This is a genomic window from Arthrobacter sp. D3-16 (assembly GCF_054408515.1).
In genome coordinates this window covers 108676-124610 of the sequence record NZ_CP096438.1, presented here as the reverse complement: position 1 = coordinate 124610, position 15935 = coordinate 108676, and the positions used below count along the sequence as shown (strand labels likewise).

At 58.5% G+C, this 15935-nt stretch carries 14 protein-coding genes; 4 read left to right on the top strand and 10 right to left on the bottom strand.

The features are described 5' to 3' along the window. Nucleotides 1–60: 60 nt before the first annotated feature. Both M1D32_RS20570 and M1D32_RS20565 read right to left on the bottom strand, forming a co-directional pair. A complete protein-coding gene (locus M1D32_RS20570) occupies nucleotides 61–528 on the bottom strand; it encodes a DUF4870 domain-containing protein (RefSeq protein ID WP_458782297.1) in 468 nt (155 codons plus the stop codon). Nucleotides 529–896: 368 nt separating this feature from the next. Continuing rightward, nucleotides 897–1412 (bottom strand): DUF805 domain-containing protein, encoded by a 516-nt coding sequence (locus tag M1D32_RS20565; RefSeq protein WP_458782296.1) that lies wholly within the window; start codon nucleotides 1410–1412, stop codon nucleotides 897–899. A 329-nt stretch (nucleotides 1413–1741) separates the two neighbouring features. Between M1D32_RS20565 and M1D32_RS20560 the strand changes: the two genes are divergently transcribed. From M1D32_RS20560 to M1D32_RS20550, 3 genes are all read left to right on the top strand, one after another. Further along, on the top strand, nucleotides 1742–2866 hold the full coding sequence (locus tag M1D32_RS20560) for a hypothetical protein (protein ID WP_458782295.1): 1125 nt from the start codon (nucleotides 1742–1744) through the stop codon (nucleotides 2864–2866). A 197-nt stretch (nucleotides 2867–3063) separates the two neighbouring features. Then, entirely contained in the window at nucleotides 3064–4953 is a 1890-nt protein-coding gene (locus M1D32_RS20555) for a hypothetical protein (protein WP_458782294.1), read from the top strand. 256 nt (nucleotides 4954–5209) lie between these two features. After that, entirely contained in the window at nucleotides 5210–5887 is a 678-nt protein-coding gene (locus M1D32_RS20550) for a hypothetical protein (RefSeq protein ID WP_458782293.1), read from the top strand. Between the two features lie 421 nt (nucleotides 5888–6308). Here the strand turns inward: M1D32_RS20550 and M1D32_RS20545 are convergent, their stop codons facing one another. The 8 genes from M1D32_RS20545 to M1D32_RS20510 all read right to left on the bottom strand — a co-directional run bounded on the left by M1D32_RS20545 (nucleotide 6309) and on the right by M1D32_RS20510 (nucleotide 14698). Continuing rightward, nucleotides 6309–6812, bottom strand: coding sequence for a hypothetical protein (locus tag M1D32_RS20545; RefSeq protein ID WP_458782292.1), 504 nt, complete (start codon nucleotides 6810–6812; stop codon nucleotides 6309–6311). Between the two features lie 797 nt (nucleotides 6813–7609). After that, entirely contained in the window at nucleotides 7610–8908 is a 1299-nt protein-coding gene (locus M1D32_RS20540) for a hypothetical protein (protein WP_458782291.1), read from the bottom strand. Between the two features lie 216 nt (nucleotides 8909–9124). After that, nucleotides 9125–9469, bottom strand: coding sequence for a helix-turn-helix domain-containing protein (locus M1D32_RS20535; protein ID WP_458782290.1), 345 nt, complete (start codon nucleotides 9467–9469; stop codon nucleotides 9125–9127). Continuing rightward, a complete protein-coding gene (locus tag M1D32_RS20530; RefSeq protein WP_458782289.1) occupies nucleotides 9466–10599 on the bottom strand; it encodes a tyrosine-type recombinase/integrase in 1134 nt (377 codons plus the stop codon). The genes M1D32_RS20535 and M1D32_RS20530 overlap by 4 nt, the downstream gene beginning before the upstream one ends. Before the next feature lie 550 nt (nucleotides 10600–11149). Further along, complete coding sequence (locus tag M1D32_RS20525; RefSeq protein WP_458782288.1) at nucleotides 11150–11896, bottom strand: ABC transporter permease; 747 nt, start codon at nucleotides 11894–11896, stop codon at nucleotides 11150–11152. A gap of 26 nt (nucleotides 11897–11922) precedes the next feature. After that, on the bottom strand, nucleotides 11923–12561 hold the full coding sequence (locus M1D32_RS20520) for an ABC transporter permease (protein ID WP_458782429.1): 639 nt from the start codon (nucleotides 12559–12561) through the stop codon (nucleotides 11923–11925). Between the two features lie 173 nt (nucleotides 12562–12734). Continuing rightward, nucleotides 12735–13595, bottom strand: a complete 861-nt coding sequence (locus M1D32_RS20515) for an ABC transporter ATP-binding protein (RefSeq protein WP_458782287.1) — start codon at nucleotides 13593–13595, stop codon at nucleotides 12735–12737. Between the two features lie 23 nt (nucleotides 13596–13618). Continuing rightward, nucleotides 13619–14698: an ABC transporter substrate-binding protein gene (locus M1D32_RS20510; protein WP_458782286.1), complete on the bottom strand. Its 1080-nt coding sequence runs from the start codon at nucleotides 14696–14698 to the stop codon at nucleotides 13619–13621. Between the two features lie 294 nt (nucleotides 14699–14992). Here M1D32_RS20510 and M1D32_RS20505 point away from each other — a divergent pair, with 294 nt between their 5' ends. Further along, nucleotides 14993–15931, top strand: a complete 939-nt coding sequence (locus tag M1D32_RS20505) for a PaaX family transcriptional regulator (RefSeq protein WP_458782285.1) — start codon at nucleotides 14993–14995, stop codon at nucleotides 15929–15931. Nucleotides 15932–15935 lie beyond the last annotated feature (4 nt).

Below are 15935 nucleotides of genomic sequence, written 5' to 3'. Positions count from 1 at the left end.
CTGAGACGCGGCGCAAACCGCATACCGTCACACAGTACTTATGCCGCCCCCGGTACTGTGCTACGAGATGAAGCGAAATGGCAGCGGGTAACGGTAGGGCTCGCCTTTGTTGGCCGCCAACCCGGCCAGGATGGACAACACGATATTGGCGACCCAGAAACCCATCATGGCCAGGCTAAACAGCAGACCGATGAACGGAATCAGGGAAAAAATCATGCATACGATGTATGCGCCAACGACCGAGAGCTGGAAATTGAGGGCCTCCACTGACTCCTGCCTGGCGAACCGGCCTCTGTCCTTAAAGTTCAAGTAGATCACCAGCGCTGGGATAAAACCCGCCACCCCGCCAAGGTGGGCAAATGTTCCCCACTGCTTGTCCTCGTAGGGATCTAGCTGGTGTGAGGGCGGTGCCACAGGCGGGCGGTACAAAACTATAGGCATTCCTGTCACCGCTGACGGCTGGTAAGGCATCGACTGCGGGGAAGCCACTGGTTGGTCGGGGAAAGAACCGGGGGAGTGGTCGCTCATAATTTTGTCCTGTCAGGTCTGGTACTACTGCGGAGTTAAGACTGCTTTTCAGCTACCTGAATCAGACCAATGCCGCCGTTCCCCCTCAGATAGCACTGAGAATAGACCGTTTATACAAGTCAAGAATCAAGATTTACGAAAGTTCGACTAACAAGTTGAACGTTAGTCGGCCGTTTGCTCGGCCTCAGTCGTACGGACTGCATGAATGAACACTGATTTACCTTGCAGCACCAGTTCCCCCGCGGTTGATACGTAGTTCCCTTGACCGAGCAACTGCAGCCAGTGAGGGGGCTGAAAACTACCGGTCCGGTGTCCTCATTCAAATAAAGCGGGAAAGGGGGCCGGGACGTGGCCGTCCCCCTTTCACGTCAGATTGTTGCAGGCTGGTCGAAACGTTGCCCGGCCGGGTTCGCCGGCAAGACCATGAAGACAAACAGGGCGATGGCTCCCAGGAACGGCACGAGACCGAGTAGCAGCATCCAACCGCTGAAGTTGGCGTCATGCAGGCGGCGGACTGATAGCGCCAAGGACGGCACAAGAGTGGCAAGACCCCAGATAACAAGGAGGATGGTGCCGAAAATTGCACCCGGCCCGGGGGCGGCGGGGGTGCTGCTGAGACTTGAAGCAGTCGTGGTGGCTGCGGCGCCCGCTCCTACCAGGATGTTCAGGATGATGCTTACCGCGACCGAGACGAGCACCCACCACCAGTATTCACTCCGGCTGGCGCGCCCAGAGAATGTCGCGTACTTTTTGAAAAACCTTTTGACAGCCGCGGGGAAGGGTGCCCCGTAGTAGGGAGCCCAAAGGGGCGGTTCTCCACCCTGCTGTAAATGTTGCGGTGATTGCTGCTGCGGGTATTGCGGGTAGCTCACGGTTTCCCCCATTGGTCAGAGTGTTATGTCGCGTTTATCATAGGGCTCCCGAGGCGAAAAAAAGTTTTGGGTCTACAGATTAAGTTGAGTACCTGGAAGTAACATCAGGAACAAACATTTCAGCAGAGACAGTGTTGTGATAGTCATCCCGTGATTGAGCCACAGAAGGTCTTCGTATCGGCTGCCTGTAGACCCGAAAAGGATAATGTGGCCTAATCTGCTGCTGGTACTCGAAGTGCTTGGAGGACGCGGCATGGCGTAGAAGTAACTTTCGGATTAGTAGCCTTTTTCTCGCGCTAAGGCTCTAGCCTCAAGGCATGTGGCGTAATCCAGGAGGAAACGTGAAGCGGTTGCTCAGGATGGGGGCTGTCATTGCCGTGGTGGCCTTGACCGGATGTACTGCTACGGGCGAAGAAAACCAACCGCAAGCGTCGACTCCTGAGACTGCTCCAGCAGAAGCAAAAGTGAAACCCCGGGTGGCACTGCGAGACTACACGCCCGAACAGATAGTCCAGGTCCTCCGTGAGTTACGGGACGAAAATGGAGCCCAGGCGGCCCAAGTCCTTGATCATAATTCACTGCAGGCCCAGTCCGGGAGGAACTCTGCACTGCAGGCAGCCCTTACCCCCGAAGTTACACCAGAGAATTGCACGCCCTTCGTAAACTTAGCGCCGACTATTGAGGACGGCCTCACGATGGGCACTTCCTTATTTGCTGCTGAAAAAATGCAAATTATGATCAGTGCCGCCGTCGACGCTCAAGCAGGCCACAGCAAACGGGCCGATGCTAATAATGCCGCTGTAGAGCAGTGCGGAGATCTGACGATGAAGCTTGCCGGCCAAGAAATCAAGATGTCAATGGATCAGGTGTCTTTGAACATCGAAGCTGAGAACTCGTTGGCAGTTCAGGCTCTAGGGCAGGCAGCCGGAAACAAAATCCACATGGTGAGCTTCACTGCCAACACTGGCAGCGTGCTCATCAGCGGTGCTGCGTTCTCCAGCGAAGACTTCGACGAAGGTTCCACGCTGAAATCTCTAGCTGGTATGGCCCAGGACGCTCTTAACCGCTTCGCAAGTCTGCCGGTCAGCGAAAGCACGGTACCTGCAAGTCCAACGACACCGGGAGCCGGCACCGATTCTGACGCGGTGAAAAAGCTGCGGAATGCAGCGGTGGGCTCATGGGTCGGCCCGGTTACCGGTGATTCAACCGCTTACACCGTGGAAGCATCCATCAGACAAACTGCAAACGGTTTGTCCGCCGAAGTGGACTACCCGGAAATACGGTGTAAGGCAATCTGGAAAGAGACCACAGTTAGCGGTTCGGCCATCAGCCTCGCAGAAAGTTTGGTGTCGGGCCGTTGCGAGGAAAACGTCAAGGTCACTCTTACCAAAGACGCAGATACATGGATCGCTACTTTTAGTAGCGGAAGTGGCAGGAAGATCCAGTCCGTTCTACGGTCCAACTAGTCTGCCACCATACGCTGAGCTCCCTCCTGTCTGCGCAGACAGGAGGGAGCTCTTCCGTTCACTTGACGGTGTCCCCGAATCAGAGACAGCGAACTTTTCGCCGTTGTGTTAAGTGGTGCTGTCTTGCTGAATACAGTGACGCCTATGCTGAGACAAAAGTGGGGCCAGACTACGCCGTGAGCTTTGGGGGAAATCGTATGAGCAGGATCAGACTTGTCTTCAGCCAGGTCAAGGTCGGAGTCGTCGCGGCTTTGGTCTCAGTGTCGCTTGTCGGCTGCTGGTTCTCCCAACCGCCACAGGGCGCTACACCTGAACCTTCGCAGATTGAGGTCACCTTCCCATCCGCGGAAAAGTCTTTGGAAGCAAAGGCACTGGAAGTGCCGCTGACCGACGCCATGAAAGACGCCATCCCTGACGACACAGTCGCGCACACCCCCTTTGACGTCACTATGACCAACGGGGACTTTCCCGAGGAGGGCGCAAAGCTCACCTTCAAGCTGGAAGCACCTTTGCCCGAGGACAAGATTGGGCTCATCGCCTACTGGAACCCGGAAGCAGAAGAATGGGAGCCCAGGGAGACGGAACTATCTCCAGATAGAAAGAGTGCCACGGCGACAGTGGGGCACTTCTCCGAGTACAACTTCTTCGAGCTGGCCTTTAACGGGATCAATAAGGCCATCCAAAACGCGACCGAACCGCCCACGTGCCCTGGAGACAAACCCGCGTGGGCTGATCCCTCCTTCCACAAGGACGACATTAACGCTCCCTACCTGTGGTGTGTCGGAACGGACAGTAAAAACCCCGACATTATGGAGGTCAGGGTCAAAGGCAACCGCTCCGTCGGAGCGTCGTTGTCAACGGCAATAAAGCCGGCCTGGGTTTGGGGGGACCTATTCGACAGCCTCCAACCGGTCACATGGGCCTCAGCCGCGGCTACCGTCGGCATGGACCCGTCGCTGTGGGCAGACAAATACCTTCTGCAACCGCTGGGGGAGTACCGCTTCGGATTCCATAAAGACGATCTTCTAAGGCACTGGCGTGAAAAGAGCGATACTCCGCTTATTGAAGCTGACAGCAAGGCATTCCACGCTGTCGCCGGCTTGATGTACCAAGCAATAGATGGTGCTGCTGAAGGCAAGCTCGCTGGCGCGTTCATCATTGCCTCGATGCTTGAGTGTGGGGCGGGGCTTGCCGGGGCGGTCGGAGAACAATCCCTTGGTGGCGCATTTAGAACGATCTCCGGCTGTCTCAACGACAGGCGTGACGAGGTGATCAACACCTATGCCGAGCTCTACGTGAAGATGCGGCCGGCAGCAAGCAATAGCGAATTGAAAACCGCTGGAAAGCTCATAGGGTCTGTCGCAGGCTTCGTCGCGAATGGCTACACACTGGTCAAGGCTACGATGTCCGTGGGAGCGTTCATCGGCGACATGACTCTGGACCCCATTGTGCGAAGATTCATCTTCGCCCCTTCCGTTAGCGAGATCAAACGAATCTTCGGCGACACCAAGACGTACCAAACCTCCCCTCTGGGTTCAAATCTTTCCTTCAGGTATCCCGCGAACTGGTCAGTAATTCCAAAGGAAAACGGCTGGGAAATGAGGAATGCCAACAATGAGAAAGTTGCGGCAGCAGATGTGATGCCTGTGTGGGGCTGGACAGGAGCAGCCAAGCCCAGACCGCTGGTCCGGGAAACGATCGTCACCGGCACAGGCACGCTATCAGCAGCCAAGGGCAGCGGACCAACGGATTTCACAACCGGCCCAACACAAGTTCTGACCAACGTGATGGACCTGACGGCCTATCCGGAAGACCGGGCAAACACTTACGGCTGGCAACGCAACGTAGCCGTCAACGTCTCCCTCGCCGGCGTCCAGGGCATGTCTGAAACAAGGACTGAAGCGATCCCACAACTGCTTCACGGGCTTGGACGCGTCAGGGCCAATGACCCGGGTAACGGGTGGCCCCAAGCCGTCGTGATATTCACCGCCCAAAGGTACTTTGACAACGTGAAGCAGGCAGAAGCATGGGTAGAGACTGAGGAATACCTTCAAATCCAAAAGATGATTGGATCCTTTAGCGGATAACCTTCGAAGTCGTGCCGCAACTTGTAAGTGAGGGTTTTTAGAGCTAGATGCCGGCGCCTTTGTTCTGTTTTCGGGGGCTCTTAGGGAAATTGGCGTTTTCTCATCTGTGGGGACGCGCCGAAGCCCGTGCGAAATATTCCTCTTATCAGTGGCTGCTGCCGCGTTGCGTCGTACGCTGGTCACGAACGGCTGCACCCGGCGGCCAGGGGGCAGGACCAGCGCCATGAGAATGAAAATGTTGCCACGACCGATACGAGTGTCAGTACTGGGCCTGGCGCTGATCATGGGCTGTTCATCGTGCTCATCAGCAGAGGCGCCTGCCAGCCAGCCGGTGGCGTCTCAGAACCTTGAGCAGCAGACCCAGTCCCCGTCTGCTGCGCCGTCCACTACGGCAATGCCGGTCGGTGTTCCGGACTGCCCGCTGTCCCCCGATGAGGTGAAACAGGCCTTGGGTGACATGGTCGGTCCCGGGGCCGTTGTGATCGACGAGGAATACACCTTTGAAGGCAAATGTACCTACAACCTGCCCCCGGGTTCGCTGACCGCTGGGGGAGTGGGCGGGACCGTCGAAGCCGGCGGTGCCGGGGCAAGTCTGTCCCTTCAAATCATGAGGTACGACGAGAACCAAACCTACAGCAGCGGTATCTATAACGTCTCTCGGGAATGGGGCGGCTCTACAGCGCAGGAGGTGCTCGACTCCGCCTACATCGCCGAACGGGATACCACCATTGCCGGCAGGGGAGAGGCAGCGGGAGCCGCGGTGAAAATCGTTCCTGACATCGGTTATGGAACAGTTTCAGATGGTGTGGGCGGGTTCGTTCTGGCCGGCGCCGGTGAGTATTGGTACTGGGGTGTAGTCAGCGGGGCAAAAGGAAGCCCGAATTATGAGGAGGGTATGTTGAACGTGGCTCGAGCCCTCGCGGCAAAAGGCTGAGTTAACCTGCCTAACGGGCTCGGGACGTCACCACGCGCCGAACCGCCGTCGCCCTTGCACAAAGAGATCATGTTGTTTCGGCCAACTTATCCCGCCCATAAGCGGCTGCATTCTTGCGGGACCAATTTAGGGCGTAGGAGCATTGCGGCTTAAACGATGCGTGTAACTGCGCGCGGCGGTAACAGTGCTGTGGCGCGATGCTATGAGAACGCAGGAATACGGACAAATTGAAAGAATGCTTGCCTCCCCTCCGTGCCCTCTAAAGCCCGGTCGGCAGTGATTCGGCTCTAGGTACGCTCCCGGCGGTGCTTTCCTGCTTGAGTATTTTTTGGTGAACACGAAATAGATTCGCTGGGTGACTGCACAGGGCTGGGACGAAATCCGGAGGCTTCACCCCACATCTGTGTCCTGACGTTTCAGCTCAGCAGACAGGAGTTGTGGAGTGCACAATCCGTCCATGGCCAAAACCCGTCGTCCCGCAGATGCCTACGGAGTCCGGGTAGCTGAACATCCAGCCATCAGGAGCCGCAAAGCTTCGCACAACAGACTCTGCAGCCGAACCTGGGACGATATATTCCAGGGTCAGGGAGCCTTGCATCTGCGCGGTCTCATTCACGTTCAGCGACTTGTTGGGGCCCTTGATGTCAAAGCCGTTCCAGTTGAGGCCGCAGTTCGGCGTCTTGCTGTAATCCGCCCACTGCTCGGGTGACGTTGCTACTGCAATCCCAAGCGCGGACAGTGATCCCTTTCCCGGAGTCAGGGCTTGCTTGCAGACGGCAGAGTCCTTGTTCCAGTACGGAGTTACGTTCAGGGACCGGTCGAGGCTGTATTTGTTTTTCGCCGACTTCAGTGTCGCCGCCGCATGACCGCTGAATGTAACCGAGATCTTAGTGTCGGCGCCGGAGGGCTCGGAAACTGTCGCCACCTGCAATTGGTCAGCTGTGATTGTCCACTTGCTGCTCTGTCCCTGCAGTGACATCGTCGCGTCAAAAGTGGCGGCTGCGGGTGTCGAACTCAGGCTGGCCGGCGCTGGCCCTTGAACTACGGGCTCCGTGGTTGCTGCTGCGCCGGAACTCGCTGTCGTTAATGCCTTTCCCTTGTCGGATTGGGAAGCGCTTGGTGATCCAGCGCAGGACGTAACCACTAACGCCACCGAGACTGCCAACAACGAGACCTTCGTGTACCTCATGTTTTCCTCCATGTCTGGCCGCCAAACGGCGTCATTGGCCACACGCTACAGGGGGAACCAAGCTACGTACCTCTTTCCAGCAATATGACACCTCCGAATAAATGAGCCATCCGGTGTTATCGGTGAGGGAACTTCTAAGCGGAACGTCCGCGCTCCTCACTGGATCAAAGAAGGTCCCCTTAACGGAGATCGTTTCCGAGGCGCGGCTCGGAAGCGTCCTCAGAAGCGAGGGAACGACACCACATCAATCCCCCCGGTGGTCCTTGGCCACCGGCTTCTGCATCAAGCTACGTCCTACTCAACAGTAAGGAAACCCAGCCAACGTTTACCGGTCCTTCCTTCGGGAAGTGTTGGCGCTAGCGTGGGTGGCCGGAGGGGCGGCTGCTGGGTTCTGATTGCAGCAAGAGTAATAGGTGTATCAGCGAAGTGACGGAACTTGAGTATTAAAGCAAATAACTGGGTAAGCGGGTTATCGGTTTTGGGCGTATGCCCTGACTTGGCGAACTGTGCATCTGTCGCGGTGCCTCCCGCGGTTAGGGTGTCTTGCCGGCTCGCTCCTGGGCGAAGTGGGGGTTCTTGCCAACGACGTAGCTTGCCATGGGTGCGCTGGCGGCTCCCGCGTGGCGGGACAGAGTCTGTTTGCTGTATCCGAGCATGCGGGCGAGCGAGGTGGCGTCGATTTCTTTGACCAGGTTCTGCAGGGTGGCGTTGCGGATGCCTTGGATGTTGATGCCCATCCTGCGAAGTTTTAGGAGGTGGGTGTTGGGGGATCGGGGGGATCCTGCGCGGACGTCCGGGAAGAGCCAGCGCGTGTCGCGGTTGACTGTCTGCTGGCCGCCGCGGTTTTGGATGTGGGCCCAGAACATGGGTGCCAGCTGCTCGGGGATGGGCGCTGGGTATCGGCCGAGATTGAGGAACATGCCCTTGCCGGTCACTTCGACGTCGTCGATGGTGAGCATGGCGATTCTGCTGATTGGGGTGCCGTAGAGCAGGAAGATCAGTCCCGCGATGCGGATCGAGACAGCGACGTTGTCGGCCTCGATGAGCTTGCGGACGAGGTCCAGGCGTTCCTGCTGGCTGAGGACAGGTGTCGTTCTGGCCAGCCGCGCAGCGACCTGGATGTCCTTCCCTGGCGTTTCCCGCTTGAGGTATTGGATGAAGTTCCGGATGTGTCGACGGGTCGAGGTGCCCTCGGAGAGGTATTCGTCGAGATGGATCTGGCGGATGGAAGATGCTGTCCTGCTGTGCTTGTCGTGGAGCCAGCGGAGAAACTTTCCTGCCTCGGTGATTTCCTGTTTCGCCGAGCGCACGGCGTAGTTCATGTTCTTCGTCGCGGACGATTCTGCCCGAAGCCTTTTGAGGTGGTGCCAGCGGGCGAAACGCTCGATGGGTGCGTGGATTTCCGGTGTAGTGGAGAGTTGGGTGAGGCGTTCTTCCAGCCATTGTTCAAACATCGCCAGCTGGCGGTCTTCCTGGGCGGGCAGGATGCGGTTGTGGGTGAGGATTGCCCGGAGGTGCTCGACCGCCGGCGTCTTAGGCAGCTCGTTGAAAGCCTGGTGGGAGAGTTCGATCTCTCGGTCACCGATTCGTTTCAGTAGCGATGCGGACCGGCCACCGTGGCCGCGCAGCCAGGTGTAAATGCTCTCGGGCCGGGTGGATCCGGTCAATATCTTGATCAGACGTTTTAGCCGCAGGTCGGGCGGGTCATTCGGCCTCAGGAGCTCCGTCAGCTCGGTGGTGAGTACGCAGGTGATGCAGTGACCGCCGCGGAAGCGCTCGGCCTCGCGGCCGCAGTTGTCACAGGTAAGGTTCGTCGTGATGCCGGGGCGCACTCCCGGCAGGTGTCCTCGCCTGTATCGGTCCGGCCTGGGAGCATTTTGTCAGCGCCGCAGAGCGGGCATTGACCGTATCGGTGGGTTGCGTTCGTGAAGCAGATGCCGCAGATGCGTCCGTCTGGCCAGCGGACCCGGATTTTTCCGGTGGTTTTCCCGCAGCGGTCGCAGCCCTCGCTCGTCCTGTTTGAGCGGGGACGGCCGCGCGGCTTGAACTCATTGCTCATGGGGGCGGGTAATGCGCGCCCGGACCGGCCGGTAGGCGGCCAGCAGTGGGACATCCGTGCCGTCGCCGACCGCGGTGCGACGGCGCTGCTCGCGTGCGTCCGTTGCGGTGTAGGTAAGGATTTCGTTGGCTTCGACCTTGAAAATGTCGCAGAGCGCTGCCAGGACCTGGAACGAGATCCGATCCGGGTTCTGGCCGACGAGCCGGTAAATCTGCGACTCGGAGAGCGTGATGCCGCGCTCCCGAAGCGGAGCAACAAGATCACGGCTGTTACGCATACCCGCGCGTGCCATCAGTTCCTTGACGCGAAACTGGTAGTCGATCTGACGGTTCATCGTGGTGTCTTTCCGGAAGGCGTTGTGGGTTTGGTCAACACCCTGCTGTTGCAGGCCAGCAGGGTGTTGTTGAGAACGCGTTCGAGTTCGCGTGCGGCATAGTCGGGGGAGGGCAGGGTGTAGATCGTGGTCGTCGATGTGTGCTCGTGGCCAACCTGCATTGAGATGAACTTGGTGTCATAGCCGTGCTCGGTCTGCATGTGCGTGACATAGGACCGGCGCAGGGAGTGGAGATCAAGCCCCGGCGGAAAACCGAGTTCATCAAGGAATCCGCGCATCCGAGCTCGGAGGTTCTTTTCCGGAACCAGGCCGCCACGGTCAGTCGGGAAGAGGTCGCCGACAGGCTGCCCATACCGGGGAAGACCGCGCCTGACCCAGTCATCAACCGCCTCGGCGGCCCAGTCCAGAAGGGTCAGGACGGACCGTTGTTTCTTGGGGGAGCCCTTCTGCGGCTTCCCGAACCGGACGCGCAAAATGCCGTAGTCCCCAAAGTACGGAGCCTTAACATTGCGGGAGAAATCGACCAGGCTGAGGTGACGAACCTCGTCGCGCCGGAGTCCCCAGCCGTAGGCGGTCTTGAAGGCCACGGCGTCACGCCAGGCGGCAAGAGCGCCCTTCCGTCCGGAGTTAATGATCCGTTCGACCTCCAGGTCGGCCAGGTCGAAGAATGCCTGCAGCTCCTCGAGGGTGAAGGCACGCTTCTCCGGACCCATATCGGCATCCTGGACGTGCCGGGCCTTGTTGAACTCGGTGATCACCTGGGAAAAGGTGGTCCCGAAGAGCCGCCCGCAGTTCTCGTTCCACGGGTATTCAGGGTTGGTCGCATACTCGCAAAACAGCTTGATGTCCGTCTGGTACGCCCGGACGGTGGAAAGGGCAAGGTTCTCAACACCGCGCAGATGAGCGAATAGCTCATCCGCGTCGACCGGGCCCCATTCCCACGGATACTTGCCCGAGAAGTCCGACAGGCGCATCACCGAGGCGACCCGGCGCTTGGTCGTCTGCAGGGTGAAATTCTGCGCCAAGTGGGATCGCTTCCACCCGGTGAGCACCTCGCTCAGGAACGCGTCACGATCCGGCTCCCGATTCGGCAGCGGCAGGAACGCGAGACCGCCGAACTTATCACCCAAGAAGCCTCCAATGCCGACTGCAAGTTTTGCAGTCGAAATGCAAAAAATGCAAACCCAAGGCTCAAAAAGCCTGATCCGACGCCGATTTATGCGCCGGAAACTGCAGCACGCCCCGGCTTACAACGAACAGATCCCTGTCACGGCGAAGCGGGCAAACAGGCTGGTCAGGGCGGATTCCCACGGCTGCGCGGCCGTTATCAAGACTGGACGTATTCGCAGAAATTGCGAACAACCTTTTTACTACTTGACATAATATCCATTATCGGCGAACGAGATAGCCGGGGGGAGAGGCCTGGACGGGCGCCCTCCCACACGTCCCGATATGCCCAGCGATGGCCCGCCCACGATGACCTGGCCCTGCCGCTGCGTCGGACATAGGCTAATGCTCGTCTGACTATGGTCGACTTGCCTCAGCGCCAACGACTTGGCACCGCTCGAAAAAGGCATGCTCGGGAACGAAGGCGCCTCCTGCCCGAGGGTGATACCGGCAGGAGGCACCTGTGCCCCGGTCAGCTACAAGATCCCGCCGCCCAGTCTGGAGGCGCCGATGTTACGGCTGTTCGGCTTGCCAGCGTGAAAAGTACGCTTGGACGAACAGGAGGGCACGGTCGACCAGCACGGCAAAAACGATAGCGGCGAAGGTTGCTGCCCAGACAACATTGACATCGAAACTGTTTTGACCTTTTACCATCAGGAAGCCCAAGCCCGAGTCGGCGCCGGTGAATTCGGCAACTATGGCAGCTTGTACTGCGAAGCCGAAGGTGATTCGCGCGGAGGTACCGACCCAGAGGACGGCGGCAGGTAAGCGGGTGTCTCTGATGACCTGCCAGCGGTTCGCTCCGAGAATGCGGGCGTTGTGCCGTATATCCGGGTCCACGTCCGCTACGCCGGCGGCAGTGCTGACGATGATCACGAAGATGATGACGAATGCGACGTGGATCATTCGCGATGCAACGGTGTATCCCAAGGCCACGGCGAAGAAGGGATAGAAGACGAGCCGGGGGAACCCCTGCCAAAATGTTACGAACGGAGAGATGATCCTTCCTATGGAAGGAAAGGTTCCAGCGATTGTGCCGACGGTGACACCAATTAGCAGTGCTGCGGTGTAGCCGGCAAGCGTCACTGCCATTGTTGTGATTGTGTGCCCGACGAGGCTGCCGTCCTGAAGCCAGGTCCAGATGTTGTCCGCGATCTTTAGTGGAGTTCCTACTACAAACGCGTTGATGATGCCGCGACTGGCAAGGGCCTGCCAGCCAATGAGAAGACCAGCCACAAAGACGAGCTGGGCCAGTAGCATCAGCGCGCCGGAGGACCTGCGTGAACCTAGAACAGCCGCCATTGCGAGAATCTCCTTTCAACGACAGCCAGCAGTCGGTCGGCCGCGAGGGACAGCAGCGCGATGGTGACTGCGGCGCCAAGCAGCATGTCCGGCTGGCCCAAGATGTTGCCACGGGCTAGGTATGAGCCGAGTCCACGGGATCCGGCGAGGTATTCAGCGAGGGCGGCGCCAAGTATCGCCCATATGAGGGCCAGTCGGAGACTGCTCATCAGCCATCCCATAACTGCGGGGATATATACCGAGCCTGCACGCCACAGCCTTCCAGCGCCGAGCACACGCGCGTTCTGATCATAAATTGTGTCGATGGACGACAGTCCGTTGTAGACGTTGAGGTAGACGATCAGGAAGATGATGGACGTGACGAACATGGCTGCTGACGTTGTACCGATGCCGAACCACAGGATAAACAGGGGTGCCAGTGCCACTCGCGGCACAGCGTTGGCAATGATGAGGAAAGGCGCCAGGAAACGGCGAATCAGTGGGATTGGCCATGTGAGTGCCACAGAGACGCATGCGGCGGCGGTGCCAAAGAGAAAGCCTGTGAGCGCGCTGTTAACTGTTGTTCCGACGTTTGCCCAAAAGGCCGGTTCCCGAACCCACTGGCTAAGCCGCTCAAGCACCATCGCCGGGGACCCGATCAGGGAGGCCATCCCAGAAATGGAGACTGAAATGAGGTGCCAAACGAGAATTAGCGCACCCCATATGAGTACCTGGGCCAGAACAACCTGAAGGGTCGGGTGGAGACGCTTACTTGAGCTTTTTGGAGTCGAGAGCTTATTTGTGAGTGCAACGTCTGTCATGACCCGGCCGCCCGCCCCAGGGTTTGCCCCGGCGCCATCACCTGGTCGCGCAGATCGCTCCACAGTTCTTCGTGCATGTGGGTAAACTCATCGTCGAAGCGCAGCTCCAGCAGATTTCGTGGCCGGGATATCTGCACTTTGCGGTCGGTAAGGATTGATCCGGGACCGCGGGTCATGGTTACCACCCGATCTGAAAGCCCCACGGCCTCTTCAAGGTCATGTGTCACGAAGACAACGGTCTGCCGGCTTTCCTCCCACAGCGTCAGCAGGTCGTTCTCCATAAGGTTCCGTGTTTGTGCATCGAGCGCGCTGAACGGTTCATCCATCAGAAGCACCCGTGGCTTCAGCGCCAGGCTAGCGGCGATGGACACCCTTTTGCGCATGCCGCCGGAGAGCTGATGCGGATATGAGTCGTCAAAGCCATGAAGACCTACACGGGCCAGCCATTCCTGGGCCTGTTGATTCGCCTCGCGTTTCTGCATGCCCCGGTATCGCAGCCCGAGCGCTACGTTCTGCAGCGCGCTCTTCCAGGGCAGAAGGGCATCACGCTGAAAGACGAAGCCCACATCTGGGTGAGGGCCCTTGCGGACGTCCACGTCGGTTCCAAGCACGGAGATGTGACCCTCGGAGGGCGCCCGGAGCCCCGCGACCAAGTACAGAATGGTCGACTTTCCGCACCCCGACGGCCCAACGATCGAGACAAACTCTCCGTCTGCTATTGAAAGGTTCACATCCCTGATCGCCGTGTGGGTGCCGGCCTTTGAGACATAAGTCTGAGTAAGACCCTTAATTTCTATCGCTGCTGCGACTTCCGTCGCAGCGGCCGTAGGAACGTTCACTGTCTGATTCCATGCCATTGCATTGCTTTCATTCGGCTCGGTTAGGAGAGGTCGGACGGCAGTTTGAGGGACAACTTCTCGTAGGCCTTCACGACGTAGGAGTTATTGAAGAGATCGGCTGGAAGGCTGAAGTCTTCCTTGACCACGGCTACGAGCTTGGCGCCGGTAACCGTGTGTTCGACTTCCTTATCCGTGAAGCCTCCGGTTGCCCTGGTGAACCCGGTCTTCGAGTACTCCCACTGAAGGTCCCAGGATTTTTCCACTGCACTCTTGAACTCGTCCGTCATGGGAGCCAGGGATTCGGAAGATGACTTTGCTGTTGCCAGGCCGGATAGTTCCTCAACCAATGCGGTGACGATATCCTGCGTCAGTTCCGGGTGTTCATTGACAAACTTGGGAGAAGAGGCGAAGACAGCATTCAGCTGTTTTGCGATGCTCAGGGACTCCTCAGCCTGCGGATTGGCAACGAGGTAGGCGGCGCCGGATGCAACTGCAGTAGCGGAGTTGTTGGGCGATGTTGAAAGGACGTCTGCCCGGCCGGATTCGAGGACTGCCTGGGTTTCTGAGCCGCTGCCGAGAGGAAGCCGCTCCTGGTCCTCCCAGTTCAATCCGGCGCTTTCGGCTGTGAGCTTGGCGCTAATTTCGGAGATTGAACCGACCCTGGTGAAGGCCCAGCGCTTCTTGTCAAAGACCTTAATATCGCCCGGACCGCCGAGCTTGGAAGCAGTGTTACCAATGACCTGCTGGGAAGGGCCGTCGAACATGTTCATCAACGGAACGATCTGACCGCCCTGGGAGGCGACACCAAGAACAGAGGTTCCCGGCACGATGGCAGCATCAACAGATCCGCTGGCCAGGGCGGCAACCAAGTTCGAGCCTGAGGGTATGGTCTCGATCTTCAATTCGATGTCCCGGTCCTTAAGAACCTTTGTCAGCGCACCGTCGGTGCCGATAGAGGCGTAGAAGGCGCTGAAAGTGACGTCAGGGGAAAAGAGCCCCACGCGCAGCTGCTCCGGATCGGTACTCCCTTCACCGGCCGGATCGCCTGCACATCCAGTCAGAACGAGTGCAGATGCGGCGATTGCTCCGAGGAAAGCGGGCAACGTTGACCGTTTTTTCATTAGTGCTCCTGGATAAGTGTGATGCGCATTACGGAAGGGGCGCAGTCCTATAATCGCAATCTTTGTAACGCTCGTCAAGCCTTTAGCGGAGTATTGCGGGGTCCAGGCGAGTTCCTCTGCGCGTCGTGTAGCGCCAACCCTCGGCGCGGTGGTTAGCCGTTAGGGTGTCAACTTCATTGACGCTCGTAATCAACTATGCGATGGTTGCTGGGTTGGCACCGGAAGATTGACCGGCTGGACTTTTGCTTCTCGCGGGACATGAACGCGGGAACCGTGCAGTAGAGGAGAGATGCAGTGGCTGCAGCAGTTGGCTCCCAGGATCTGCTCATCACCCTCATCGGGACCTACTTCTTGGGGCAGGACCGCCCCATCCCTTCTGCGTTCCTCGTCCGTTTGCTGCAGGAATTTGACGTGACGCCGGTGGGAGCCCGAAATGGCCTCAGTCGGCTGGCTGCACGGGGGCTGCTGGAATTTTATAAACCTGGCCGGAACACGTACTACCGTCTGAGCCCAGAAGCACATGATCACCATGCTGTTCGCCTCAACGAAATAGTTAATTTCGGGAAATACCGGTTGGAGTGGGACGGCAGGTGGACGGTGGCTCTCTTTTCGGTGCCGGAAAAGGAAAGGGCGCAGCGTCATCTGGTGCGCTCCCGTCTGGCTGCCCTGCGGTTTGCGATGCTCTATGACGGCGTCTGGGTGCGTCCCGGAGCATTCAAGGACGAGGTCAGTGCCACTCTCAGCAGCCTTAATCTTCAGAAGGTCACGGTTCTTGCGGGAGCGGAGGCGGATGGGGACTTCAGCGGAGGCAAACCTATCAGCGCCTTCACTCTGGAACCTCTGAGGGAGAACTATGAACACTTTACAGCTTCGCTCTGGTCGTTGAGGTCCGATATTGACGCCGGACGGGTGGGCGCTGCTGATGCACTGCTACAACGTGCCCGGGTCATGCAGGACTGGCGCTACTTTCCAGATCACGACCCGCTGCTCCCCGACGAACTCCTTCCCCATGACTGGCCTTTGCACGAGGCCCGCAAAGCTTTCACAGAGGTATACGACGGCCTGGCCGAGCTTGCGGACCACCGGTTTCGCAGCCTGCTGGCCGATTACTCGACGGATCTGGCCGGTGAAGTCCGTTCGCTGACGAGCGCTGAGCTGCTCGCATTGCATTTGCCGCCCAAGGGCCTTGGCCCTCTCACCGGAATGCCTGACCCCCTTCTCACAAAGGAATGATCCC